Genomic DNA, 22,872 nt, shown 5'->3' on the forward strand with positions numbered 1-22,872 from the left:
ATGTCTGTCAGGTCTGGTGATCTGGTGCCTGGTCTGGCCGTCGGTCCAGTGGCGGAGAGCATCGGCGAGAGTAGGGATGATCGGCTCGTCGACGTTGGCGAAGAGGACGACGGGTTTCGAGGCGATGCTTCGCGAGCATCCGCATGCCGAGGTGACCCGCAGCCTGTCGGCGTGGGCGCGCGGCTCGGTGCGGAGTTCATCGCTGCGCTGGGCGGGGAATCTGGGCGCCTTCGGCAGGCGGACCGGCTGGCCGACTTCGCCGGCCTGGCCCCACAGCCACACCGCGCCTGTACGGGGCATCAGTGATCACGCCGCCCGTGCTTGAGCCGTTTCAGTCTTCGTCATCCGACGAGGAGTCCCGTCGTGCAGAGATCACCAAGATCGCAACCAGCGCCAGGATGACCAGGACCGCGACCAGCCCCCAGATTCCCGACGACCAACCCGCACTCGTGTGTCGCTTGAGCGGCGCCAAACCGCCGGGTCCAGCAGCGAGGACCCCAAGCCCCGCATCCCCCATGTTCATGGGCGAAGCCTATTGCCGCCTATGAACCCGGGCTAGGGGATGATCGGGTATCCCGTGGGCCAAAGCCGCCCCCCCGGCCCTTGAGCACGGAGTAGGCAACCGAGGACGGGATTAGGTGTCAGCGACCCGCGGGAGCGCCAGAGGAGCACGCGTGCCCTCTGCGTGCCCGAACAGGCGGCGATCGACGGGGAACTGCGGGGAAGCTCAGCGAGCGCTCCGGGAAGACGCACGTCAGCTTCTCGCCAGCTCAACCACCATCCGCATACGCGATCTTCCAAACTGGTGCTCCAAGCCCCGGGCGGCGGCGCTTGACTGGGGCATTGAAACTCCAGCCCAAAGCCGTTCCGTCGACCTTGAGTTCGGAGCACGCATGGACTACCGGCGACCCGAATCCAGCACGGCGAGGTGAAGCACGGTGTCAAGCGCGTGGGTCCGTGCGCCAACCGGGTTCGAGACGGTCGAGGAGCATATGGAAAGCTGCGTCGGCCTGATCCTCGCCGCCGTCTGCCAGGTGTGCCATCAGCAGGCCGAACACGGCATCGACCAGGAGGGTCGCCTCTGCGCGCGCTCGCGGTGCAGGCATGCCCCAGTCGCTGAAAAGTTCGGTGAACAGTTCTTTCCACTCCCTGAGAGTGTCACGCGTAAGGGGTTCGTACCGGCCGGGGTGAAGCACGTTCGCGACCATGATCTCCAGCCACAGGGGGAACGTGCGACGCACGGCCGGGGCGCTGAACCGTTGCCAGATTTCTTCGAGAAAGCGGCGCAGAGCTGTGGGGTCCTTGGGGGGACCAGCGGCATCGAGGAGGTCCCGAATTCGCGGGAGGGGCCGGGCTTCGTCCACGGTGAGGGCTTCGGCGACCATGCGCTCCTTGGTGCCGAAGTAGTAAAGCAGCATTCGATCGCTGGTGCCCAGTTCGCGCGCCAGCGGGCGAAGAGACAGGCCGGCCAAGCCGTGGCGCATCACGTACTCGTGGATCTGATGCAGAAGGATCCGCCGCTTGGCTGGGTCAGGCGGACGCGGCATATCCACTCCTAGCTGCGGGGACGCTGGCCAGCTCTGGTTTCATTTGTCCGAACTTATGGAAATTCGCCCTGCTATTTACTGTAGCGCATGCTACGTGTATGTTGTGGGTGTAGCGACTGCTACATAACGGGGTCCAGGTATCTACCTGGCCGTATGCGCGCGACATGGACATTCGCCGCTTCACGCCACGGCCGTTAGCAGCTCAGAATGGACTGATTCGCATGGCTTCCCAGGTCACAGGCTTCACCTCCGCCTCACACGTGGGACGCCTTGCCCGGATTGGCCGCGTCCGGCGGGCGGAGTCGCCACATCCGAACCGGGATCAAGGGCAGGATCGCTCCTGCCAGGCTGCGCCCGCGTCGTGGCTCACCCGACAGTTGGCACTGTGGTCACGCACAACGCAGCCTCTGCGAGTGCTTGACGCACCCCGCGCCCGCGTCAGTGACCGGGATGCCTCCTGGCCCCTGGCGCGGGAGCGGACCTCGGTCCGCCGGGCGCGCTATCTGGTGACCAAGCAGCTGAGTGAGTGGGCTGTGGAGGGCGTTGTCGACACCGCCGAGCTGCTGGTCAGCGAAATTGTCACCAACGCGCTGCGCTACACACGCGGCCCTTTGCGGCTCAACCTGCAGCTACACGACTCTCGCCTGCGCTGCGAGGTCGAGGACACCGAGACCGCCGGCCCCGTACGCCACTTCGCCGACAACGACGCCGAGGGCGGACGCGGTACGGAACTTCTCGATGTGCTCGCCGAAGCGTGGGGCCACCTTCCCACGGCGATTGGCAAGACCATATGGTTCGAACTGGTCACGAAGGCGGCCGGTCCTGTTACTGCTGACATCACCACCTGACACCAACAGGCACGGGCACTGGCGATTGGTGCTGGACCACGGTGGACGACCTAGCAGGACACGGAGCCACACCACCGTGGCCGAGACTCCGATGTGATCGACCTGATAAGGATGAGGCCAGACCTTCAACTCTGTGTACGGCGCGGGGACTGGTCCAACCTATGGGCGGCGCCCCGTGGCTTGGCCCAGTCATGGAGTATCTGCCACCCGGAGAGTGCGTGGATCAGCTGCTGACTACGCCGGAGGCGCGTAAGGGTTCCCGTCGGACACCGATGGGCCACCCCACTGCACCCACGGCGGCGGGACAGGAGCCCAGTCCGGGCCGCGGTGATCCAGCCACCACCTACCGATGGTGTGGAACTTCTCCTCGAAACTGCGATCCCAGCTGAGGAGCCCGGTGATCGGCGCCCGCAGGCGGGTACAGCGGCCGCCCGCTTCGTAGAGCACGACGGTCCGGCTTCCGAAGAAAGACTCGACCTGGATGGCTTGGACGTTCGACCACGGGATGGTCCGGCGGCGGAGGTTTTGCGCGATAGCCGCCGATGGCGTGAGAGTGACCCCGAAGGGCAGCAAGGCGATCAGAACCGGCAGAACACCCGAGAGGAGCAGCCCTGAGACTAGTAGAGGACCGAACGGTCCCCCGTCCAACCAGATCAAGACCTGGAAGGCCATGACCATAACGATGTTGGGCAGCACGGGCAGCAGGCGTTGGAGGCGCGTCAACCGGTAACGGATGCGCTCCGGCGGCACAGCTGCGACCTGCGATTGTTCCATCGGTCCCCACCCCTGACCCAATGCGGCCGGCGCTGGCCCGTCACCGCCAAGGCAGCATGGCGGACCAGGGGCGTGCTGTCCATCCAGGGAGAACGGCGGCCGGACGCCGGAGAGCGGAATCCGCTCGCGTACAGCAGCGAAGTACAGCAACCCCACCGACCGGTGCTGACCACCCGTGCCTCTCACAGTCCGTCTGACCAGCCCACCAGACCTCAGCAACCTTCCCGCCCGTAGTTCGTATCGAGAGTGTTCACGTCGGCCTTGGACCGTTGTCCTTCTCTGCTGTGAACTGCAATGATTCAGCCCGAATCATCATTGCGAGAGAGTCCAGGCATGCAACCTGCGAGACCGGGCTGTCCCGACACCGCGTCCCGTCGGCGCATGAAGGCGGCCGCGTATTTCGGTGCTGGTCGCGCTCGGCATCGTTGCCGTCTCCGTTGCGGGGTGCGGCAGTTCCGATGCCAAAGGGCTGCCGGTCCAGAGTGCGGGAAGCTCGGCATTGCGATCGAAGGGGAGCCTGACCGAAAGCCCGGTGAGAGCGGCGGTTCCTGCATGGGGTGGACCGAGAGGCGCGCGTGGCCCGGGACGTACAAGGTCGTTGTGCGCGGAGTGGAGTCGGTCTGCCCATTCATCGACCCCGAGCCCGGTAGGGCGGAGGGCGCAGTGGGGACCCGTGACGTCATCTACGTAGTGGACAAGAGCGGGAAATGCGTCGAAGGCCCGGCGAGCATGCACGGGATCTGACACCAGCGGCTGCCACCGACAAGCGCGGAGCAATTGTCAATACGTCTGGATCGCTGCGAAGGCATAGAGGACCCGGGGGCCTTGCGTAAGATCGACTTATGCCCCGTGCACTGATCCTTGGCGGTACTGGCCTGATTGGTCGTGCGGCCGCGCGTCGGCTACTGGCCGCCGGGTGGCAGGTGGACGTCACCGGCAGGAATCCTGCCCATGTGTCGCCTGAGATCGCTTCGGCGCGTTTCGTTGCAGCAGATCGGGCTGATGAGGGTCAGCTTGGCTCTGCGCTGGGAAATGGTGCTGACCTGCTCGTAGACTGCCTCTGCTTCACAGCCGCCGACGCCCGCCTCCTTCTGTCCTTGGCGAAGCACGTCACCTCTACGGTGATGCTCTCCAGCCGTGCCGTCTACGTCGATGCGGACGGCAACCACGTCAATTCCGAGATCCAGCCCTACTTCGAAGGACCCGTCCGCGAAACCCAGCCCACCGTGGCCCCCGGTGACATGGACTACAGGTCCCGGGAGGGCTACGGCGCCAACAAGGTCGCTGCCGAACACGTTGCCCTGGACAGCGGCTTGCCCATCACCGTAGTGCGTCCTTCCCGCGTCCATGGCGTGGGCGCAACTCGCCCGCAGGAATGGGTGTTCGTCAAACGTGCTCTAGACCGGCGCGCCACCATACTGCTCGCCAACCAGGGCGCCGAGCTTGTGCACACCACGGCCGCAGCCAACATCGCCGCGCTCATCGAGACGGTTGCCGGCAGGCCCGGCGCCCGCATTCTCAATTGCGCGGACCCCGATGCACCGAGCCCGTTGGAGATCTCCCGCATCGTCGCCCGGCGTCTTGAGCACACCTGGGCCGAGGTCCTTCTCGACGAAACGGCCCCGGACGGGCTGGGGCTGACCCCGTGGGACGCCCCTCACCCGTTCGTGCTCGACATGTCAGCCGCCGTAGAGCTGGGGTACCGGCCCGCCGGAGATTACGCGGCGACGGTCGCTGCCGAGATTGACTGGCTCGTCGACGCCGCCCAGTCAGGCGATCGCAGGGGGGTGCTGCCGAAGACGGACGACCCATACTTCAGCCCGTTCTTCGACTACGCCGCCGAGGACAAATTCCTCGCCAGGCACGCCCGTTGAGAGCCGACACAGACGCCGAAGCATCGACCCGACCGTGAGGCCAGCGAGCCTCGACCGCGGTGAACGGCGTGTAGTTGGTCAAGCAGCGGTGGTCTTGGGCCGGGCCGCGAGCTGGCCGTTCTCGAATTTCGCACCCGCGCGGACCAGCGGGACCAGTTGGGCCCAGGTGATCGCGCGCCAGCGCGCCTGAGCAGACTCAACGAGTTTGAACACCATTGCGAGGCCCGCGGCCTGGCTGACAGCGCCGCGCGTGACCTTGGTGCGGAGCTCCACGGCGGAGAATGTCGACTTGATTGGCTTCGTGGTCCGCAGGTGGATCCAGTGTTCCGCAGGGAAGTCGTAGAAGGCCAGGAGCTCGTCCCGGTCCTCGGTGATCTTCGCGACGGCGTTCGGGAACTTGGCGCCGTAGTTTCTGGCGAAGGCCTCGATCGCCTTGTCGGCGTGGGTGCGCGACTCGGCGTTGTAGATCTCCTGCATCGCCTTCGTCGCTGGGCGGATCTGGGCAGGCGGTAGGTGACGTGCGGGCTTTGTGAACCCAGCATCTCTGCGGCTTGGCCGCGGGGAACACCTCGGCGAGGGCCCCCACAGGCCCATGGCGCTTTCGCCGATGACCAACTCGGGGTCGCGCATGCCGCGTCGGCGGCAGTCGCGCAGCAGGTCGGCCCACGACTCGGTGGACTCTCTCAGGCCCTCCGCGAGCGCGATGAGTTCCTTGGTGCCGTCGAGGCGGACGCCGAGCGGGACCAGGACGCATGAGTGCGCCTGGCCGAGGCGGACCTCGGGGTGGACTCCGTCGGCCTATACGTAGACCGCAGTCGCGGTCTGCCAGGTCGCGGTCCTCGAAGGCGGCGTGGTCGTCGCTCCGTTGCTTCGTCAGCCGTGTCACGGTGGCCGCCGACAGGCCAGCGGTGCCGCCGAGGAACTGCTCCAGCGCGGGCACGAAGTCCCCGGACGACAGTCCGTGCAGGTAGAGCAGCGGCAGGACCTCGGAGATCTTCGGGGACTTGCGGCACCACGGCGGAGGGATCTTCGATGAGACCCGCTTGCGCTCGCCGGTGGCCTCATCGACGCGGCGGTCGTTGACACGCGGCGCGGTGACCTCGACCGGGCCAGCCGCGGTGACCAAGGTGCGGGGCCTGTGGTGGCCGTTGCGGACGACCAGGCGCTGCCCGTACTCGTCGGTCTCGGCCGCCAACTCAGCCCGTGGAGTCGGCGCTGGCAAAGCGTGGACCGCGGCGCGGGAGGTGAGCGTCGCGGTCCACGGCTTCAAGGAAGGAACTTCATCTCTGGGAAGGCCGCGCTCGGGCCGTCGAGCAGATGTTGTCGGCGGTGCCGCAGGTGCAGGTTGAAGAAGGCGAGTGGGTATGCCTGTTGGATGCGTATCGACCGGGCCGGGTCAAGGGTGCCGATCCAGTCCTGGATCTGCTGGTCGGTCATGCCGAGGATCTTGCCTGCCTGCGGGATGAGCGTCGCGTTGTCGCCGTAGGAGTTGTGGATGGCCCCGTCGGCCTGGATGTCGAGCCGCCAGCCGCGAAGGTGGGTCCAGAATTCGGCGACGTCCGGCATGGCGGCCCGGGTGAAGTGGGCGGTCATCATCAGGAACGGCCGGTCCAGGTCGGTGGTGATGGTCGGCTGCATGGGGCCGTCGATGCTGAGCCCGGCTCTGACGCGCGGGTCGGCGAGCATGGTGAGTGCGGTGGCGGTGCCGCCCTTCGACCACCCGAACGCGCCGATGCACCGCGGGTCGAGGGCGCCGAGCAGGCCCTGGGGCAGCGGCTTGCCGTCGACGTCGGGGTTGCGGCCGGCGGCCATCTCCTCCACGCAGTTGAGCAGGAACCGGAGGTCCGCGGCGAAGTCCCTCGGGAACATCGGGACATCGTCCGGGGTGACCACCCGTCCGTCGGGGAACTCGGTGTAGGTGTCGTGGGTGTGGTCGACGGTGATCACGGCGTAGCCATGGCTTGCGAGTTCCTGGACCATGATGCTGTGGTCGCCGCGGTGGCTGCCCGCTCCGTGCGAGTACACGATGACGGGCAGCCGGTGGCCGGTGCGGCGCACGGGTGCGCCCACGTGTCCGGCGGTGAGCGGGCCGAGGGCCGGGTCGAGGGCGAAGCCGGCGTCCGCCAGGAACGCCCGCAACGCGCCCTCGGCCATCCAGGGGGCACGCGGCAGGTTCTCCGTCCTGCGGGCGGGGTACCAGACACCGGCCATCAACTCGCGGTGCTGCCCCGGGCCGGCCAGGGGATCCGGACGTGCGGTGTCGACGAGGTGGAGCGGCACCACGCCCACCGGGTGCGGTCCGGTGGGCGGGGGCAGGGTGAGTTGCGCCGGGCTGGAGGCGGTCGGAGCCGCCCACGCGGGGGAGGCGATGCCGAGTGGCACGGCAGTCCCGATTGCAGCGGTCAGTGCTGCCCCGAGCATGCGACGGCGCGTCATTGGTTGTCGCCTGTGGGACGTCGTGTTTCGGCTGTGGGACGGCGTGACGGTCATGAATCCTCCCGAGTCCGGGTTTCTTGGTCGCAGCCGGGCGCGGAGCCCGTGGATCTGGGTGGGGCGGCATCGTCATGGACTCGCGTTCGGTCCTCGAGGTCGCCGCGCCGGGGCGGCTGTTGTCGGGCCGATCCTGATGTGGACGATGCCGCTGTCGAGGCCGATCGTCCCGCCGCAGGTCCCCCTCGCCTTGTCGTCGGGCATCCGCTCCAGACGCTGTCGCTCTTCCTGAACGTGGCGGGCGCTTCGAAGAAAGACGTCTTGGTGGATGTTCACGGCACGTTGCGAAAAGCTCCATCAGCCCCGGACGCCCCTGGGAGGGATGTCCGGGCCGCAGCGGGGAGTTGGCGTGTCAGCCGTTACGGGCAGCCTCTGGGCCGGTGATGCGTTTGAGCAGAGGGAGAGTTGACGCGATGATGCCCAGCGAGGCGACGAGGCCGACGGCAACGAGCGCGTAGTACGCCGCGCCGGGCGACACCAGGTCGTAGTGCATCTGCGATTTCAGGAACAGGGCCGAGGCGGCGAAGGCCGCACCGGTCGAGATCGCGGCCACTGCCAGCAGCGGCAGCGTGCTCTCCAGGCCGATCACCCGCTGCAGCAACCGCAGCGGCGCACCGGTGAGCCGCAGCAGCGCGAACGGGCGTCGGCGATCCGACAGGCCCGCGACCACGCTCACCGCCAGGCTGCAGCCTGCGATCGGCAGGGTGGTCAGCAGCACCACGTCGGCCAGTTGCCGCCAACCGGCCAGCTCCTGCTGCATGTCGGTGCCCCAGTCGCCCACCGTTTGGGCCTGGTGGTGCGGGTAGGCGGTGGTGAGCAGGGTCCGTACGTGTTCCATGACGGCTGTCGACCCGTCGGTGGCCACGTAGATGAGTTGTACGGGCAGCTTGGCGACGGCCGCGGTGCTGATTGCGGCGGCGGGCCATGGCAAGTTCGGGTGCGACTGCAGGCTGACGAACGTGTAGAAGTCGACGGCCGTGACGCTCGCGCGGGCCGGGCAGCGGCCCACCATGGGAGTCTGCGCCAGGTCGGAGCAGGTGACCAGTGCCGGCACGTCCGGGGGAGGATCACCCGGGTGGACCCTCCGGTTTACCACCTTGCCGACGCCGTCGGGGTTGGCGTGGACGACCGCCACGCCCCGCACACCTTGTATCGCCCGCACCTCGGTGAGCAGCTGTGTCGGGATGGCCGCGGCCAGCGGCTCCTCGCCGTCGCCGCCGGCCTCCACCACCGTCCGGGTCTGCCGGTCGCCGCCCAGCGTTCCGCGGTAGTCGTTGATGGTGCCGATGATGCAGACGGTCGCGGTGGTCACGAACAGGGCCAGGACGAGGCCGCTGACCGCGCGGAAGCCGGCCTTCGGGTCGTCGGCGAGCCGCCGCACGGCGATCAGCGCGGCCGGGCGTCGGGTGCGCCGGGCGACCGCCCTGGCGGCGATCATGGTCAGCCACGGCCCGGCGATCACCAGGCCCAGCATCACCACCAGGAAGCCGGGGAGGTAGGCCGCCGTCTGGCCGTTGCCGGTCGCCGGGCGGTGGCCGACGAAGACGAAGTACGCCAGTTCGGCCAGGCCCGCCAGCAGCGGGATCAGCCGCCATGCGCGCGGCGGGCGCGGGGTCACCCGGCGACTCACGCCGAGCGGGGAGACGGTGACCCGGCGCAGTGCGAGGCGCGCCGCGATCGCTGCTGCCACCGGTACTCCGACGATGACGCCGAGGACTTGCGGAGCGCTGAGGGTCAGGTCCGAAAGGAAGAACCGCTGCTGCCCGGTGAGCGGGATGGTGGCGACCAGCGGGCGCAGCGCGGCGTAGAGCCCGAAGCCGACCAGTGTCCCGACGGCCGCCGCCAGCGCGGACTCCACCGCCGACAGCAGCGACACCTGCCGGGGTGTGGCGCCGACCAGCCGCATCGCCGCGTAGCGCTGTTCGCGCGTGGCGGCGGACAGTCGGGTCGCGGTGGCGATGAAGATCAGCACCGGGAAGATCAGGGCGCCGGCCACCACGGAGGAGATGAGTGTCAGTGCGTCGCCGCGCACCGCGTTGTCCCAGCATGCGTTGTCACAGGTGGGGGGCCGGGTGCTGGCGATGGTGGTGACCGCTCTCGCCCCTGGGGCGCCCTTGAGCTGGGCGGGGGTACGGCCGATGACAGCGATCAGCGAGTCCGGGGAGGCCAGTGCAGCGTCGCCGATCGTGCCGGTGAGCCGCCCGGGGAAGCGGTCGCCCAGTTGGGCGGCCGGGGTGTCGCGGATCAGCTTCGCCAGCGCGGGTGACGCGTAGTACTCGCCCGGCGCGGGCAGGTGCGTGAGGCCGGGCGGGACGGGCGAGGTCGGGCCGGTCGCGGCGACGTCGACCTCGGTGAAGGACTTGCCGTCGTAGTAGTCGCCGTGCGGCCACCACCACAGCGGGTCCGCCGTCGCGTGCTCGGTACGGCCGGCGGCGCCGGTGTCCAGCCACACCTGCCGCTGGTTCGTCCGCTCGACAGCGTTCATGCTGGCGAACGTCGACAGCAGCAGCCCGACGCCGATGGCGACCGCGGCGGCGATCATGGCCAGCCGGGCGAGGGCCTCCCGGCCACCGCTGAGCGCGACGCGGAGCGCGAAGGCGATCACGAGGCGATCCGTCCGGTCGTGAGCAGGCTGGCCTTGCCGTCGCGGACGATGGCCTCCCGGTCGGCGTGCGCGGCGACCCGGGGCTCGTGGGTCACCAGGACGATGGTGGTGCCCTGTTCCTGGGCCGCGTCCACCATCAGGTCCATCACCTGCTCGCCGGTCAGTGAGTCCAGCGACCCGGTCGGCTCGTCGGCGAACAGCACCCTGGGCCGGGCCACCAGACCGCGAGCCAGCGCCACCCGTTGCGCCTGCCCACCCGACAACTCCCCGGAACGGCGCCGCTCCAGGCCGTCCAGGCCCAGCCGGGCGAACCAGGGACGGGCCTCGGCGAGCGCGGCCGCCCTGCGCACGCCGGAGAACAGCAGCGGCAGGGCGACGTTCTCCTCGGCGGTCAACTCGGGGACGAGCTGGCCGAACTGGAAGACGAAACCGAAAGTATCGAGGCGCAGCGCGCTGCGCTCGGCCTCATTCAGCGTGTCGATGCGGCGTCCGTCGAAGTGCACCTCGCCCGAGTCGGGGGTGAGGATGCCGGCCAGGCAGTGCAGCAGGGTGGACTTGCCGGAGCCGCTCGGACCCATCACGGCGAACACCTCGCCGGCCTCGATGGCCAGGCTGGCACCGCGCAGCGCGGGGGTCTCGCCGAAGGAGAGGGTGAGGTCGCGGGCCTCGATGAGGGCGCTCATGCGCGCACCGCCGCTGCCAGTGTGTCCATCCGGGCCGTGGTCAGCTCGATCCATCGCAGGTCGGCCTCCAGGTGGAACAGGCCGTGGTCGGCGAGCAGGGCGTCGATGATCGGACCGGTGCGGCGCAGCTTCGTCAGCTCGTGCATCCGCTGCAGGTGGGCGGCTCGCTGGGTGTCGAGGTACTGCTGGGCGTCGCGGCCGAGCATCAGGGCCAGCACGACTTTGGTGAACAGGACGGTCTGCAGGTTGGGTTCGGGGGCCACCGGCTCGGTGAGCCAGGTCTCGAACTCCGTCGCCCCCGCCTCGGTGATCACGTAGCGCTTGCGCTCGGGGCCGACGCCGGGCTCCGCCTCGCCGGCGATGACCTTTCCGTCCCGCGCCAGCCGGCCAAGAGTCGTGTAGACCTGCCCGTACGGCAGCGGCTTGCCGCGGTTGAAGAAGGTGTCGTAGTCGCGCTTGAGGTCGTAGCCATGGCTCGGCTCCCGCTCCAGCAGCCCCAACAGGGTGAGAGGAACACTCATGCGGGGGACCCTACACCAGGGATATACACTGAGTATATATCTGATGAGAGTGCGTGCTGGTCCTGGGACCTTGCATCCGGTTGCCGACCAGTCACCGGGGCGTTCTCGCCCGACGGCTTACGGGGGTGGCATCCCGGGCAGCGGCGCCGCCATGCGTCGGCGGATGACGGTGGCCGTCGGGCGGGGATCTGTGCCGTCCGCTCCTCTACGCTGCGGAAATGCAGGAGTTGACGTTACGCGTACGAGTGGCCGCCTATGTGGTGCGACGCCGCGCGGGACGGCCGGTTGAGCTGCTGGTGTTCGACCACGACGCAGACCTGCCGCCCGGCACGCACGTCCCGGCCGGCGGTGTGGCACCAGCGGAGCCTCTGCAAGAGGCTGTGCTGCGGGAAGTGGCAGAGGAGTGCGGGCTGACATGCGTCCGGGTCCTGCGGCCCGTGGCTGAGGAGCACACCCCGCACCCGATCCGCCGCTTCCCCCGCCACACCACCTTCTTCGAACTGGCCGTGGACGCCGACGCAGACGTCCCGGATGCGTGGGACCACCAGGTGACGGGCGCAGGCCGTGACCACGGAATGACGTTCCATTGTCGTTTTGAGCCGCTGCCCCTCGCCTTCTCCTTGGCTGATGGCCAAGACGCCTGGCTGGATCGTCTGGACGTATGAGCCGCGCCGCCTGGCGCGGCCACGGTCGATCCGCTTGGAGTCGGCAGTCTGCGGGCGGGGGAGGGCGTGGACGTTCATGGGGCAGGGGTGGCGCCGGCGCGGGAGCTCGCGCGCCGTCTCGAGATCGGATCCACCGTCATCAACGCCCGCTGTGGTGGGAAGGCGGGTTGCTCGTCGCGTCGGTTGCTGCCGGTCACTGCGAGCCTGTGGCCACCAGTGTCGCGGTGATGGGTTCGAGTTCGGTGATCAGTTCGTCGAGTTCGGCGGGGGAGAGGGCTTCGTAGGGCGGGGTGGCGAGTTCGTCGGTGAGGGCTTCGATGCGGTGTTTGAGCTCGCGGCCGGCGTCGGTGAAGTGGTCCTCGGTGTCGATGAGTCCGCGTGCGCGCAGGTCGTCCATGACCGCGGCCAGCCGCTGTTTTGGCAGGTGATGGATGCGTCCGAAGGACTGTGGGGGGTGGATGCCCTGTTCCAGCGCGGAAAGGACATGGGCTTGTGTGCCGCCGATGCGGGCGCCGACGAGGGCGGCGATGTGTCCGTCGCCACGGTGCTCGCGCAGCATGGTCGCGGAATGCCACAGGCGGGCGACAGGGTCGCTCGGGATCGCAAGGGTGCGCATGCCGGCGTACATCACCCGCCCTTCGGTGGGGGCGCTCGTGGCGGCCTTGGTGGTCAGGTCGGCGGCGCGCACCAGGCCGGGGGAGTGGGTGCGCTTGTCGCCGAGGATGCGTCGTAGGGAGGCCGCGCTCCCGCGCTCCCGCGCGGCGACGGAGGCCTCGGGCGGGATCGTCTCCCAGGCGCTGGGGATGTGCCGTGCGGCTTCTCCGTCGGCGAAGTTGTAGAAGGCCGCGTGCACGACGTGGGCCTGCACGCGTCCCAGTGGTGCGGCCCGGCTGGCGAAGTAGCCGTCCCAGTAGGTGCGGTGGCCGAGTGCGGCCAGCTCCTTGTTGCACTCGTCGGCGCAGAAGGTGACCAGGCAGATCGGCTCCAGGAGCTCGAACATGCGACGGGCGATGTGAGGCATCGGGTGCAAGCGCGTCGTACCCATCGGGCCCTCCGTTCGTATCGGTGTGCCGGCTTGGACCGTCCGGCACACCCAAACTCATCGGTGACCGAGATCCACAGACGGTGGCCGTCTTCCAGTTCACCCAAACAGCCTTCGCACTCGCCCTCGGTGAAGCGGGCACGGAGAGTGTTGCGGATCTCGACCAGGCGGCCCTGCGCCGGCTCCGAGCCGTCGTTTGATCGCCGCGTGATGGGAAGGAACCGTTGATCGTGGAGATCCCTCTTGCTCAGTAGCTTGTGGGCAAGGTGGTAACGGGAGGTGGTTGCGTGTCCCTGACCAGCACGTCATTCTTCGCTGCACTCATCGTCGCGACGGTCGTGATGATGGTCGGCGCGATTGCGCTGTGGCCGAAGGTGCGCGGGCCCAGAGCGGTGCGCTGGCTTGTGCACGCCGTCATGATCGGCCTGTGTCAGCTCACGGCCATCAGTGTCGTGGCCACCTGGATCAACAACAGCTACGGCCTGTACGCCTCCTGGGACGACCTGCTCGGCAATCCGAACACCAACGCGGTCGCGATGCCTGGGCCTCCAGTCCACCGGGCGAAGTTCAGCAAGAGCACCAAGGGCGGCGTACTGGACACGTATTTCCACGGCCGGCGATCCGCGCTGTCCGGTGAGGTGCTCGTGTGGACGCCGCCGCAGTACGACGAGGCCGCCTACGCTAAGAAGCGGTTCCCGGTCATCATGCTGCTGCACGGTGTCCCGGGATCCCCCCAGTCCTGGCTGGAGCATGGCGGTATGCCAGGTGCCTTCGAGGACCTGCTCAAGCAGAACAAGGTGCACCCCTTCATCCTTGTGATGCCGGTGGTCAACCCGGGCAGCGTGGACACCGACTGCAGCGACCTGCCCAACCGCAAGGTGGCGACCTGGATGGCGGCCGACGTCCCGGACCTCGTCAGCCACAAATTCCGCACGCTGTCAGGCCCGCGGGGCTGGGGGCTGATGGGTTTCTCGACCGGCGGGTTCTGCGCCGCGAAACTGCCCCTGCAGTTCCCGAAGGTCTTCGGGGCGGGCGCCGCCCTCGACCCCGATCCGCTGACCGGCGACGAGTCTGTCCTGCCGGACCCGGCCGTGCGCAGGCACAACAGCCCGATGTACCTCGTACGGCACACCAAGGCCCGCGTCAGGCTCTTCCTGGCGACCTCGCGGCAGGACCGGCTCAGCCCGACGTCGTACATCGAGACGTTCCAGGCGACCGCCGGGGCCACCCCGGTGGAGGTCCGCACTCTGGTGCTGCCCAGCGGCGGGCACAACTACAACACCTGGTCGGCGGAGTACCCCGCGGCATTCGGATGGCTCAGCCAGTGGCTGTCCGCACCGCGCTGAACGCCCGGGCGGCCGCTCCCGAGCAGCTGACGACCAGACTCGGAAACCACGGGCGGCGACACTCCCGAAAGACGGAGCCGTAGGCGTGAGTGAATAGGGGGCATGGTCCTCGACTTCACGCACGACCACGAAGGCGAACTGCTCAGAGGTGTGTACGGCGGTGATCCATCCACGACCGCCGCCGTAGTGCTGCACGGGGCAGGCACCAGCAGCACAGAGCGACTGCTCCCGCTGGTACGGGAGTTCGTGGCTCACGGATGTCGCGGGATCGCCTTCGACTTCTCGGGCCATGGCGAAAGCACCGGCAGACTGAGCGAGTCGAGCCTGCGGCTGCGGTTCGAGCAGGCCGTATCAGTGATCGACGCCTACGCGGGCGCGGACGGACCGCTGGTCCTGGTGGGCTTCAGCATGAGCGGGCAGACGGTGGCGGATCTCGTCCGGCACTACGGGGATCGGGTGGCGGCGCTGGGGCTGTGCGCGCCCGCCGTATATGCCGCCGAGGCGTGGGACGTGCCCTTCGAGCAAGGAGGCGGCCGGTTCAGCGGGATCATCCGGCGGTCGGACAGCTGGCGTGAGGCGCCCGCGCTGGAGGTGCTGCGGGCCTACGAGGGCCGGGCGGTGCTCGCCGTACCGGGCACGGACACGGTGATCCCGCCCGCGGTGACGGAGGCCGTGCAGGAGGTGCTGGCCGCGCGTGCCCAGTACACGCGGTTCGACCTTCCGGACGCGCAGCACCAGCTGGGGCTGTGGTTCCGCGATCACGGCGAGGACCGGCGGGAGTTCGTGGAGGCGGTGCTGACCGGTCTCGACGACCGGGGCTGGACGGCCACGCGTGCGTGGGTGGCCAAGCAGCTCGGCCACGGCCGCTCGATCGCCGACGCCCGTCCCCTGTACGGCGGTTGGAGCTCCCAGATGCGCCGGCTCACGCTCGACGACAGCACGGCACTGGTGCAACGGACCTTCGTGAAGCCGTTCTTCCGCCATGCCGGGCCCGGGCTGCTGGCTCGTGAGGCCTCTGTCCTGGCGATGCTCGCCGGGCAGGAGGGCATCCCGGCGCCCGGTCTCGTCGCCGTGGACGCCACGGCCGAACACTGCGACCATCCGACCCTGCTGATGTCCGCGCTGCCGGGCCGCGTCCGCGTCGACGAGGACGACCTCGACCGGCGCCTGGACCTGCTCGCGGCCCAGCTCGTCCGCGTGCACGGCGTCGTCCCCGACGAGAGACCACGCACGTACCAGGCGTGGACATCCCCGGAGCGCGTCCGCACCCCGGACGGCCCCCTGTGGGAGCGGGCCGTGGACGTGATCCGCCGCGACCCGCCGCCGTACGATGGCTGCTTTCTGCACCGCGACTTCCACCCCGGGAACGTGCTCTTCACGGGAAGCGGGGCTCGGCTGCGGATCACCGGTGTCGTGGACTGGGTCGAGACCTCGTGGGGACCTGCCGACCTGGACGTGGCGCACTGCTCGACCGCGCTCGCGCTGCTGCACGGCCCGGCGTACGGGCTGGATTTCCGCGAGCGGTACGAGGCACACGGCGGCCGCGGCCTGGCCAGCGACCCCGACCACCTGTACTGGCGGCTGCTCGACGCGCTGCACTACTGCCCCGAGGCGGTGAAGCTCGCCGGACCGTGGCGCGACCTGGGGCGCGACGACCTGACGTCCGAGGGGCTGGGACAGCGGCTGGAGGCGTACGTGGACGGACTGCTGCACCGATACGGCTGACCGCGCCGGATCACTCGACCGACACCCACCCGAGGAGGCGTGCTCAGTGGCCGCCGTGGTGCAGCACAGAGCGACTGCTCCCGCTGCAGGCCTGGTCGCGGAGCGTTCGGGGCAGTCCGAACCGTGGGAAGAGGCCGTTGTCACCGAAGCGGGTGATGGCGGAGATCCGGTCGCCCTCCAGGGAGAGCACCACCAGCCCGTAGGCGTGCGCGATCGGGCTGGTGGGATCGCGCAGGTAGGAGCCGAACGCCGGCTGGCCGTTCGCCCGCGCGGGCACCAGCCGGAGCGCCTTGCCGCCCCACCAGGCGAGGGTTTCGTAGAACCGGGCGATGGCCTCGCGTCCCTGGTACTCGAGGGGCTCGGGCGGCATCGTCAGCCAGGCGTCATCGGCCAGCAGGGCGACCAGCCCGTCGACGTCGGAGTTCTCCATCGCGTCCACGAACCGCCCGACGAGCTCGCGTTCACGCGGTGAGCGCGGCAGGGGCGCCCGGTCGCGGTCGCGCGCGGGCAACTGGCCGTCCAGGGCCGCGCGCGCCCGCTGCAGGGCGCTGTTCACCGAGACGCCGCTGCTGTCGAGCAGGTCGGCCACCTCCGCCGTGCGGAAACCGAGCACGTCGCGCAGCACCAGCACCGCGCGCTGCCGCGGCGGCAGACGCTGGAGTCCTGCCACGAAGGCCAGGGCCAGCGACTCCCTCGACTCGTAGCGGGCGTCCGGTCCCGGCGCCGTGTCCGGCAGGTCCTCCAGCAGGGTGTCCGGGTAGGGCTCGAACCACAGCGGTTCCAAGCGGCGCGTCGGCTCGGGCACGTCGGGCGGGGGGCCGGCCGGAGGCTGCTGGGGGCGGGGGCGGCGGGCCGTGTCGCGCAGCGCGTTCAGGCAGCGGTTGGTCGCGATGCGGTACAGCCAGGCGCGTACCGAGGCCCGCCCCTGGAATCCCCCGAGCCCGCGCCAGGCGGCAAGCAGGGTCTCCTGGACCGTGTCCTCCGCGTCCTGCACGGAGCCGAGCATCCGGTAGCAGTGCGTCTGGAGCTCACGCCGGTAGGGCTCGGTGAGCTCGCGGAACGCCTCCCCGTCTCCCGCCCGCGCCCGCGCCAGGGTCGATTCGATCACCACGACATCCTCGCTTCGCCTCGTCGATTCGTCCTCCCGGTAAGGACACCGTCCGGGCCGAAAAGTCATCGGTGACTTTCTCGATGCGGCCGTGTCTCAACAAGCGACGGCATTTCACACCGGTTTCCACACCGCATTTCACGAGGGACGAAGGAGATCGTCACCATGGCGAACATCGCGGGCAGTGCAGTACTGATCACAGGGGGCAACCGCGGCATCGGCCGGGCGTTGGTCGAGGAGGCCCTGAGGAGGGGCGCGGCGCGGGTGTACGCCGGTACGCGCGTGCCGCTGGACCACCCGGACGAGCGGGTCACTCCCCTGAGGCTGGACGTGACCGACGCGGACCAGTTGCGCCGGGCCGCCGAGGAGGTCGCATCGCACGGCGTCCTCGACGTGCTCGTCAACAACGCCGGCATCGCGCTGTACGACGACCTGAGCGACCGCTCCGTCCTCGAACGGCACCTCGCCGTCAATCTCTTCGGCACCTATGAGGTGACGGGGGCGTTCCTCCCGCTGCTGCTCCGCTCCAAGGGAGCGATCGTCAACAACCTGTCGATCAACAGCCTCGCCCCCTTCCCGCTGATTGCGTCCTACTCGGTCTCCAAGGCGGCCGCGTTCTCCCTGACACAGTCGCTGCGCACCCTGCTGGCGGAACAGGGTGTGCGTGTGCACGCCGTGCTGACCGGCCCCGTGGACACCGAGATGAGCAGGGGTATCGACGCCCCGAAGGCGTCCGCCCAGTCCGTCGCGCGGGCCGTCTTCGACGGGGTGGAGAAGGACGAGGAGGACATCTTCCCCGATCCCGCGTCCCAGTCGCTGGCCGAGGGCTGGCGCACAGGCGTGGCCAAGGCTCTGGAGCTGCAGTTGGCGGACTTCTCGGCGGCGCAGCGTGACAAGTCCTGACCCGGTGGGCCGAGCCGGCGCAGAAGTCGGCGGCGTGACGAGGACCCGGGCGCCCGCGACCGCGGTTGTGCCGACGGCGACACTCGGGCTCACCGCCATGGCGATGCTCGGGCTCACCGCCGCGTCCTGGGCCGTCGCGGTCCGGCAGATGAACGGGGCGATGGACATGGGTGCGGCGACCCGGCTCGGTTCGTTCGGCTCCTTCGCCGCCCTGTGGGTTCCGATGATGGCGGCGATGATGCTGCCGGGCGCCACACCGGCGGCCCTGCGGCACGCCCACGCCCACGGCGGTCGCGGATGGACCGCCGTGCCGCTGTTCGTCGGGGCGTATCTCGCCGTCTGGGCCCTCGTCGGCGTCGCCGGGTACGCGGTGTACCGGCCGCACGGGTCGTTCACCGCCGGCGTGGCGGTGATCGCGGCGGGCGCCTACGAACTCACGCCGCTCAAGCGGCACTTCCGGCGGCACTGCCACGAGGGAGTCCGTTCCGGGCTCGCGTTCGGGCTCTCCTGCGTCGGCTCGTGCATCGGGCTGATGCTGATGCTGCTCGCGCTGGGCGTCATGAGCCTCACCTGGATGTCCCTGGTCGCCGTCCTCGTCCTCGCGCAGAAGCTGCTGCCCGCGAGAGCCGCCCTCGATGTGCCGTCGGGGCTGGCGATCGTCGGACTCGGACTGCTGATCCTCGCCGCGCCCTCGTCCGTTCCCGGTCTCATGCCACCGATGTGAGACGTCATCGGCGCCGCGGACCGCACACATCCAATGGACAAGAAGAAGCGACAAGAAGCACTAGAAGGAGAGAGACCATGACCGACCACAAGACGGGAACCCATGAGGAGTGGCTCGCGGCCAGGCTGGACCTGCTCGAAGCCGAGAAGGAGCTGACCCGGCGTGGCGACGAACTGGCGCGGCGACGGCAGGAATTGCCGTGGGTCCGTGTCGACAAGGAGTACCGCTTCGAGACCGAAGAGGGCCCGGCGTCCCTTGACGACCTCTTCGCCGGGCGCTCCCAACTCCTCGTCTACCACTTCATGTTCGGGCCCGAATACAAGGCGGGATGCCGGTCCTGCTCGGCGATCGCGGACGGCTTCGACGGCTCCGTCGTCCACCTCGCGCATCACGACGTCACGCTCTGCGCGGTATCGCGGGCACCGCTTGCGAAACTGCAGGCGTACAAGCGGCGGATGGGGTGGCACTTCCCCTGGGCGTCGTCGTACGGCAGCGACTTCAACTACGACTTCGGGGTGGCCCACACCGAGGAGGAGTGGCGCGCGGGAGCCGTCACGTACAACTACCGTGAGAACAGGGACTTCCGGCTGCCGTCCGGCGAACTGGGCGTCCAGCTCGCCGAGTTCGCGTCGAGCATGGGAACAGACTGGGACACGTACCGGCGAGAGGGACCGGGACTGAGCGCGTTCGCACGCGAGGACGGGGTGGTCTACCACACCTACTCGGCGTACGAGCGCGGCATCGACGGCCTGTGGGGCATGTACCAGTGGCTCGACCGCGCCCCGCTCGGCCGCAACGAGACCGGCATGTGGTGGCACCGTCACGACGAGTACGGCAGCCACTGACACGCATCGACGGCATCACTGCCGAATTCACGAGTCCGGTGGCGCGCGAGCGCCGGTCCACGCCTTCGACCCTTCGCGGAGGAACACCATGACCATCCGCAACGCCCTCGTCATCGGCGCCGGCAGCGGCGTGGGCCGCGCCACCGCCGATGCCCTCACCGCCGCCGGAGTCGACGTCCTGGCCACCGGCCACGAGCGGGACGCCACGGATCCCGCGCAGGTCGCCGCGCTCCTCGACGAGGCCGACCCGGAGCTCGTCGTGGTCACCGCGGGGACGCGTCCGCGGATGGCGCCCATCGGGGAGCAGAGCTGGGAGTCGTTCTCGGCGCCCTGGAACGTCGACGTCAAGATCGCCTTCGAGGTGGGCCGGGCCGCACTGGCACGCCCGCTGCGGGCGGACTCGACAGTGGTGATCGTGTCGAGTGGGGCGGGACTCGGCGGCTCACCGCTGTCGGGCGGCTATGCGGGCGCCAAGCGGACACAGATGTTCCTGGCCGCCTACCTCCAGTCCGCCGCCGACGCCCGCGGACTCGGCATCCGGTTCGTCGCCCTGGTCCCGGGCCAGTTGCTGGTGGGCACCACGATCGGTGAGGCCGCGGCCGCCGCGTACGGTGCCGAGAGTGGCCAGTCGGCGGAGGCTTATCTCAAGGACCGCTACCCGGTACCGCTCGACGCCGCCGGGGTCGCCCGTGCCGTCCTCGAGATCGCCTCCGGCGAGGAACACCGTCGGCAGACAATGGTGGCCGTGACGGGCAAGGGACTTGAGGCCCTCTGATCCCCTGCCCGTAGGCGCGGGCCGATCCCTGGCCACTGGCCGGGCGGATCCTGACGGCAGGACGGGCCGATCTGCCTGCGGAACAGGCTGGTCCTGACCGCGGGAGAGGCCGACCTGGCCGCGGGAGGGGCTGATTCGACCGCGGACATGCCGACCTGACCGCGGGACAGGCTGATTCGACTGAGGGGCGGGCACCCCGCCCCTCAGTCCGTATCCGCGTGGACCGACTCCAGGAGCCGCCGCACCGCGGGCCCCGGAGGTCCTGGCAGGACGGCGAGGGCGGTGATCACCCCCGGTCCGGCGAGTGGCCGTACGGCTACGCGCCGGACCGGGACGACCTCCGCGGCCGCGCGATAGAGCACTGTCCAGGAAGGCGCACCGGTGCCGATCTCGGCTCGATCTCTCCTACGCCCATCCCCGGCCGCCCGCCGACGACCTGCGCACGCTCGCAGAGATGGTCGCCGCCGATCGGCTCCATCCCACACTCAGCCTGGTCGAGGACTGGACGAAGCTCGACGACGCGCTCGCCGCCCTGCGCGACCGCCGCATCGACGGCAAGGCCGTCCTCACCCTCTGACCGCACGCTTCGCCATGAGCGTTCAGATCCGGGCAGGCAGCCCGAACCGCCGCACGAGATCGGGGTCGTGGAAGGCGGTGGCCGCGGCATGGCCGGCCCGCGCAGCGTGAGGACCTGACCAGCTGTTCTTCGAGTCCGTCCAACTCCGCTCGACGCACGGCGATACCCCCACGCCACCACCCCGATCAGCTGCTTCAAGATGGCGCAGCTTCTTTGAACCGGCTGGCTGGGGGCCTACTGCCGCAGCTGTCACAGCTGTCACAGACAGACCGGGACCCAGACCGTGACGACGCAGTTGGCGACACTCCCGTCGCCACCGGCGGCCGATGCCCTTGAGACGACGTGCGGGGTGAGCGACGCGGGGGCAGCGGACGCGGCTGTCGCCGACTCTGCTGCAAGAGCAAAGATCAAGGCAGCACCAACTGTGAGCGTTCGCAGAATGACTTTCTTCGGCCAGTGCATCTGTGTGTTCATACGGATACTGTGCATGCCGCTTCGCCGCGCTGCCGTCCTGAGCGCAGCTCATACGGCAGCCGCCGACAAGCGCTTCACCTGTCCCGTCACCAGAGACGAGTCCCTCCCCGAGTCCCGCCACGACTCACGCGGAGATCACCCGAACGGGTTCCTCGAGCTTCGGCTCATCGGCGCTACGCCCCTGCGGCCACGGTGTGGCTGGTGGGGCGGCCGGCGCAGGTGCGGCGCCGACCTTCGCGTTGCAGCCCGGGCAGGTCACATGCCAGGACCAGGCTCGCAGATGTTTTGACTCTTCGCCGGAGCGGACCTGCGGACGCCGGTGCCCGCACGAGAGCGCGGCGGACCCGGTCGGTGCAAGGGAACCGGTGTGCAGCGGCAGTCATCCATCGCGTCGAGCGGTGATGTCGTGAGCACGGCGGCCACCACGTGTCTGGACGTCATGGGCAACTCGTGGGCGTATGGGGTGCGGGCGCGGATCTGGCCGTGCACCGGGGCGGCCAACCAGGACTGGTGGCTGCGGTAGGGCGGAGCGGGCTGTGCCGACCAGGGGGCGGGTGTGCGACAGGTGGTGGCGGCGATGCTGTGTACGGCCCGCGCCATCCGCGGACGCTCCAGCGCCTCCCGAGGGGTGCCAAGCTTTCCGATGTCTCAGCGAGCCCGGCTTTCAACTCCTCCACCCGCGCCAGGGCCTCCGCCTCGCGGGCCTTCAACTCCTCGAAAGCGAGCCCATCCGCCGCTCCTCCAGCCAGGCGCAGCCAGCTCCGTGCCAGCCGGTACCTAGGTGCCGGCAACGCTGCGACGCCTGCCGGTCGCTCAGCGGACTGCTGGATGAGTCCGGAGCCGTTCGAAGGCGCCGCCGTACGCGTGCCCTCTCAGCCCTTCCCTTTCGCGGCGGAGTGGCAGTGGGAGTTCGACTACTACCACCACACGCCGCACTCGTCTTTGGTGCACCTGCCCCAGACTCCTCGGACGGCGAACCATGCGATGGCCCGCGCCAGGAAAACCGCGCAGGTCGGGGCTGTTTCATCGGGCACATGCCCGGTGTGGGCCCGGCGTGTGTGGTCGTCGAGGGCGGAATGCAGGTACCGGTAACCGTGGCCCGCGCGAGCCTGGTTGGTGCGGCTGGCGGCCCGGCCGAGCGCCTTGTGGCCAGAGCCCCTGCGAAGGCGGGGGCGGGCGTCAGCGAGCGTGCGGAAGCAGTTGGCGGTCCTCGGCTCCACGTTTGCGGGCCTCTTCGGGGGCTCGATCCGGAGGAACAGGGGCCCTGTTCGGGCTGCTCACCAAAATGCAACCGCCGGAACGCCCGTAGCCAGTCCTGACCGAGCCTCAGCTGCTCTGCCGGGCGC

22 protein-coding genes and 2 pseudogenes are annotated in these 22,872 nt (G+C 69.4%); 12 read left to right on the forward strand and 12 right to left on the reverse strand.

What is annotated here, in order from left to right:
• A complete protein-coding gene (locus tag ACFY1U_RS33400; RefSeq protein WP_390698059.1) occupies nucleotides 1-306 on the forward strand; it encodes a transposase in 306 nt (101 codons plus the stop codon).
• A 635-nt stretch (nucleotides 307-941) separates the two neighbouring features.
• Here the strand turns inward: ACFY1U_RS33400 and ACFY1U_RS33405 are convergent.
• Nucleotides 942-1,547: a TetR/AcrR family transcriptional regulator gene (locus tag ACFY1U_RS33405; protein ID WP_390697885.1), complete on the reverse strand. Its 606-nt coding sequence runs from the start codon at nucleotides 1,545-1,547 to the stop codon at nucleotides 942-944.
• Between the two features lie 221 nt (nucleotides 1,548-1,768).
• On the opposite strand from ACFY1U_RS33405, the gene ACFY1U_RS33410 reads away from it, so the two are divergent.
• Nucleotides 1,769-2,395 (forward strand): ATP-binding protein, encoded by a 627-nt coding sequence (locus ACFY1U_RS33410; protein WP_390697886.1) that lies wholly within the window; start codon nucleotides 1,769-1,771, stop codon nucleotides 2,393-2,395.
• A 234-nt stretch (nucleotides 2,396-2,629) separates the two neighbouring features.
• Here ACFY1U_RS33410 and ACFY1U_RS33415 read toward each other — a convergent pair whose 3' ends face one another.
• The gene (locus tag ACFY1U_RS33415; RefSeq protein ID WP_390697887.1) at nucleotides 2,630-3,169 is read right to left on the reverse strand and encodes a hypothetical protein; all 540 of its coding nucleotides are present in this window, start codon (nucleotides 3,167-3,169) and stop codon (nucleotides 2,630-2,632) included.
• An 842-nt stretch (nucleotides 3,170-4,011) separates the two neighbouring features.
• Here ACFY1U_RS33415 and ACFY1U_RS33420 point away from each other — a divergent pair.
• Nucleotides 4,012-5,043: an NAD-dependent epimerase/dehydratase family protein gene (locus ACFY1U_RS33420; protein ID WP_390697888.1), complete on the forward strand. Its 1,032-nt coding sequence runs from the start codon at nucleotides 4,012-4,014 to the stop codon at nucleotides 5,041-5,043.
• A 78-nt stretch (nucleotides 5,044-5,121) separates the two neighbouring features.
• On the opposite strand, the gene ACFY1U_RS33425 is transcribed toward ACFY1U_RS33420, so the two are convergent.
• From ACFY1U_RS33425 to ACFY1U_RS33455, 7 genes and pseudogenes are all read right to left on the reverse strand, one after another.
• Nucleotides 5,122-5,790: a transposase gene (locus tag ACFY1U_RS33425; RefSeq protein WP_390698060.1), complete on the reverse strand. Its 669-nt coding sequence runs from the start codon at nucleotides 5,788-5,790 to the stop codon at nucleotides 5,122-5,124.
• Nucleotides 5,791-5,926: 136 nt separating this feature from the next.
• Nucleotides 5,927-6,313, reverse strand: a pseudogene (locus tag ACFY1U_RS33430) (IS256 family transposase); the annotation flags it as partial.
• Nucleotides 6,310-7,425 carry an alpha/beta hydrolase family protein gene (locus tag ACFY1U_RS33435; RefSeq protein ID WP_390697889.1) on the reverse strand — a complete coding sequence of 372 codons (1,116 nt, stop codon included), beginning with the start codon at nucleotides 7,423-7,425 and terminating at the stop codon, nucleotides 6,310-6,312. The gene ACFY1U_RS33435 and the pseudogene ACFY1U_RS33430, both read right to left, overlap by 4 nt.
• Nucleotides 7,426-7,605: 180 nt before the next feature.
• Nucleotides 7,606-7,809 (reverse strand): DUF6191 domain-containing protein, encoded by a 204-nt coding sequence (locus ACFY1U_RS33440; protein WP_390697890.1) that lies wholly within the window; start codon nucleotides 7,807-7,809, stop codon nucleotides 7,606-7,608.
• Between the two features lie 76 nt (nucleotides 7,810-7,885).
• On the reverse strand, nucleotides 7,886-10,138 hold the full coding sequence (locus ACFY1U_RS33445) for an FtsX-like permease family protein (protein ID WP_390697891.1): 2,253 nt from the start codon (nucleotides 10,136-10,138) through the stop codon (nucleotides 7,886-7,888).
• Nucleotides 10,135-10,821: an ABC transporter ATP-binding protein gene (locus ACFY1U_RS33450; protein ID WP_390697892.1), complete on the reverse strand. Its 687-nt coding sequence runs from the start codon at nucleotides 10,819-10,821 to the stop codon at nucleotides 10,135-10,137. The genes ACFY1U_RS33445 and ACFY1U_RS33450 overlap by 4 nt, the downstream gene beginning before the upstream one ends.
• The gene (locus ACFY1U_RS33455; protein ID WP_390697893.1) at nucleotides 10,818-11,342 is read right to left on the reverse strand and encodes a PadR family transcriptional regulator; all 525 of its coding nucleotides are present in this window, start codon (nucleotides 11,340-11,342) and stop codon (nucleotides 10,818-10,820) included. The genes ACFY1U_RS33450 and ACFY1U_RS33455 overlap by 4 nt, the downstream gene beginning before the upstream one ends.
• A gap of 218 nt (nucleotides 11,343-11,560) precedes the next feature.
• On the opposite strand from ACFY1U_RS33455, the gene ACFY1U_RS33460 reads away from it, so the two are divergent.
• A complete protein-coding gene (locus ACFY1U_RS33460) occupies nucleotides 11,561-12,007 on the forward strand; it encodes an NUDIX domain-containing protein (RefSeq protein WP_390697894.1) in 447 nt (148 codons plus the stop codon).
• Between the two features lie 193 nt (nucleotides 12,008-12,200).
• Here ACFY1U_RS33460 and ACFY1U_RS33465 read toward each other — a convergent pair whose 3' ends face one another.
• Nucleotides 12,201-13,052 (reverse strand): MarR family transcriptional regulator, encoded by an 852-nt coding sequence (locus ACFY1U_RS33465; RefSeq protein ID WP_390697895.1) that lies wholly within the window; start codon nucleotides 13,050-13,052, stop codon nucleotides 12,201-12,203.
• A 284-nt stretch (nucleotides 13,053-13,336) separates the two neighbouring features.
• Between ACFY1U_RS33465 and ACFY1U_RS33470 the strand changes: the two genes are divergently transcribed.
• Both ACFY1U_RS33470 and ACFY1U_RS33475 read left to right on the forward strand, forming a co-directional pair.
• Nucleotides 13,337-14,395, forward strand: a complete 1,059-nt coding sequence (locus ACFY1U_RS33470) for an alpha/beta hydrolase (RefSeq protein ID WP_390697896.1) — start codon at nucleotides 13,337-13,339, stop codon at nucleotides 14,393-14,395.
• 102 nt (nucleotides 14,396-14,497) lie between these two features.
• Nucleotides 14,498-16,120, forward strand: a complete 1,623-nt coding sequence (locus ACFY1U_RS33475) for an alpha/beta fold hydrolase (RefSeq protein WP_390697897.1) — start codon at nucleotides 14,498-14,500, stop codon at nucleotides 16,118-16,120.
• 43 nt (nucleotides 16,121-16,163) lie between these two features.
• On the opposite strand, the gene ACFY1U_RS33480 is transcribed toward ACFY1U_RS33475, so the two are convergent.
• The gene (locus ACFY1U_RS33480) at nucleotides 16,164-17,228 is read right to left on the reverse strand and encodes a sigma-70 family RNA polymerase sigma factor (RefSeq protein WP_390697899.1); all 1,065 of its coding nucleotides are present in this window, start codon (nucleotides 17,226-17,228) and stop codon (nucleotides 16,164-16,166) included.
• A 165-nt stretch (nucleotides 17,229-17,393) separates the two neighbouring features.
• Here ACFY1U_RS33480 and ACFY1U_RS33485 point away from each other — a divergent pair, with 165 nt between their 5' ends.
• The 6 genes from ACFY1U_RS33485 to ACFY1U_RS33510 all read left to right on the forward strand — a co-directional run bounded on the left by ACFY1U_RS33485 (nucleotide 17,394) and on the right by ACFY1U_RS33510 (nucleotide 22,049).
• On the forward strand, nucleotides 17,394-18,131 hold the full coding sequence (locus ACFY1U_RS33485) for an SDR family NAD(P)-dependent oxidoreductase (RefSeq protein WP_390697900.1): 738 nt from the start codon (nucleotides 17,394-17,396) through the stop codon (nucleotides 18,129-18,131).
• Nucleotides 18,132-18,165: 34 nt separating this feature from the next.
• Nucleotides 18,166-18,855, forward strand: coding sequence for a DUF2182 domain-containing protein (locus ACFY1U_RS33490; RefSeq protein WP_390697901.1), 690 nt, complete (start codon nucleotides 18,166-18,168; stop codon nucleotides 18,853-18,855).
• Between the two features lie 77 nt (nucleotides 18,856-18,932).
• Complete coding sequence (locus ACFY1U_RS33495) at nucleotides 18,933-19,700, forward strand: DUF899 domain-containing protein (protein WP_390697902.1); 768 nt, start codon at nucleotides 18,933-18,935, stop codon at nucleotides 19,698-19,700.
• An 88-nt stretch (nucleotides 19,701-19,788) separates the two neighbouring features.
• Nucleotides 19,789-20,475 (forward strand): SDR family NAD(P)-dependent oxidoreductase, encoded by a 687-nt coding sequence (locus ACFY1U_RS33500; protein ID WP_390697903.1) that lies wholly within the window; start codon nucleotides 19,789-19,791, stop codon nucleotides 20,473-20,475.
• Nucleotides 20,476-20,779: 304 nt separating this feature from the next.
• Nucleotides 20,780-21,052: a zinc-binding dehydrogenase gene (locus ACFY1U_RS33505; RefSeq protein ID WP_390697904.1), complete on the forward strand. Its 273-nt coding sequence runs from the start codon at nucleotides 20,780-20,782 to the stop codon at nucleotides 21,050-21,052.
• Nucleotides 21,053-21,893: 841 nt separating this feature from the next.
• Complete coding sequence (locus ACFY1U_RS33510) at nucleotides 21,894-22,049, forward strand: hypothetical protein (RefSeq protein ID WP_390697905.1); 156 nt, start codon at nucleotides 21,894-21,896, stop codon at nucleotides 22,047-22,049.
• 436 nt (nucleotides 22,050-22,485) lie between these two features.
• On the opposite strand, the pseudogene ACFY1U_RS33515 reads toward ACFY1U_RS33510, so the two are convergent.
• Nucleotides 22,486-22,695, reverse strand: a pseudogene (locus ACFY1U_RS33515) (IS481 family transposase); the annotation flags it as partial.
• Nucleotides 22,696-22,872: the final 177 nt, after the last annotated feature.

It is taken from the genome of Streptomyces sp. NPDC001351 (assembly GCF_042896045.1).
Taxonomy (GTDB): domain Bacteria; phylum Actinomycetota; class Actinomycetes; order Streptomycetales; family Streptomycetaceae; genus Streptomyces.

What these genes read in the sequence shown, in the direction of transcription:
- ACFY1U_RS33400 (WP_390698059.1), top strand. Translation starts at nt 1, where the DNA reads ATGTCTGTCAGGTCTGGTGATCTGGTGCCTGGTCTGGCCGTCGGTCCA.
- ACFY1U_RS33405 (WP_390697885.1), bottom strand. Translation starts at nt 1,547, where the DNA reads ATGCCGCGTCCGCCTGACCCAGCCAAGCGGCGGATCCTTCTGCATCAG.
- ACFY1U_RS33410 (WP_390697886.1), top strand. Translation starts at nt 1,769, where the DNA reads ATGGCTTCCCAGGTCACAGGCTTCACCTCCGCCTCACACGTGGGACGC.
- ACFY1U_RS33415 (WP_390697887.1), bottom strand. Translation starts at nt 3,169, where the DNA reads ATGGAACAATCGCAGGTCGCAGCTGTGCCGCCGGAGCGCATCCGTTAC.
- ACFY1U_RS33420 (WP_390697888.1), top strand. Translation starts at nt 4,012, where the DNA reads ATGCCCCGTGCACTGATCCTTGGCGGTACTGGCCTGATTGGTCGTGCG.
- ACFY1U_RS33450 (WP_390697892.1), bottom strand. Translation starts at nt 10,821, where the DNA reads ATGAGCGCCCTCATCGAGGCCCGCGACCTCACCCTCTCCTTCGGCGAG.
- ACFY1U_RS33455 (WP_390697893.1), bottom strand. Translation starts at nt 11,342, where the DNA reads ATGAGTGTTCCTCTCACCCTGTTGGGGCTGCTGGAGCGGGAGCCGAGC.
- ACFY1U_RS33460 (WP_390697894.1), top strand. Translation starts at nt 11,561, where the DNA reads ATGCAGGAGTTGACGTTACGCGTACGAGTGGCCGCCTATGTGGTGCGA.
- ACFY1U_RS33465 (WP_390697895.1), bottom strand. Translation starts at nt 13,052, where the DNA reads ATGGGTACGACGCGCTTGCACCCGATGCCTCACATCGCCCGTCGCATG.
- ACFY1U_RS33475 (WP_390697897.1), top strand. Translation starts at nt 14,498, where the DNA reads ATGGTCCTCGACTTCACGCACGACCACGAAGGCGAACTGCTCAGAGGT.
- ACFY1U_RS33485 (WP_390697900.1), top strand. Translation starts at nt 17,394, where the DNA reads ATGGCGAACATCGCGGGCAGTGCAGTACTGATCACAGGGGGCAACCGC.
- ACFY1U_RS33495 (WP_390697902.1), top strand. Translation starts at nt 18,933, where the DNA reads ATGACCGACCACAAGACGGGAACCCATGAGGAGTGGCTCGCGGCCAGG.
- ACFY1U_RS33500 (WP_390697903.1), top strand. Translation starts at nt 19,789, where the DNA reads ATGACCATCCGCAACGCCCTCGTCATCGGCGCCGGCAGCGGCGTGGGC.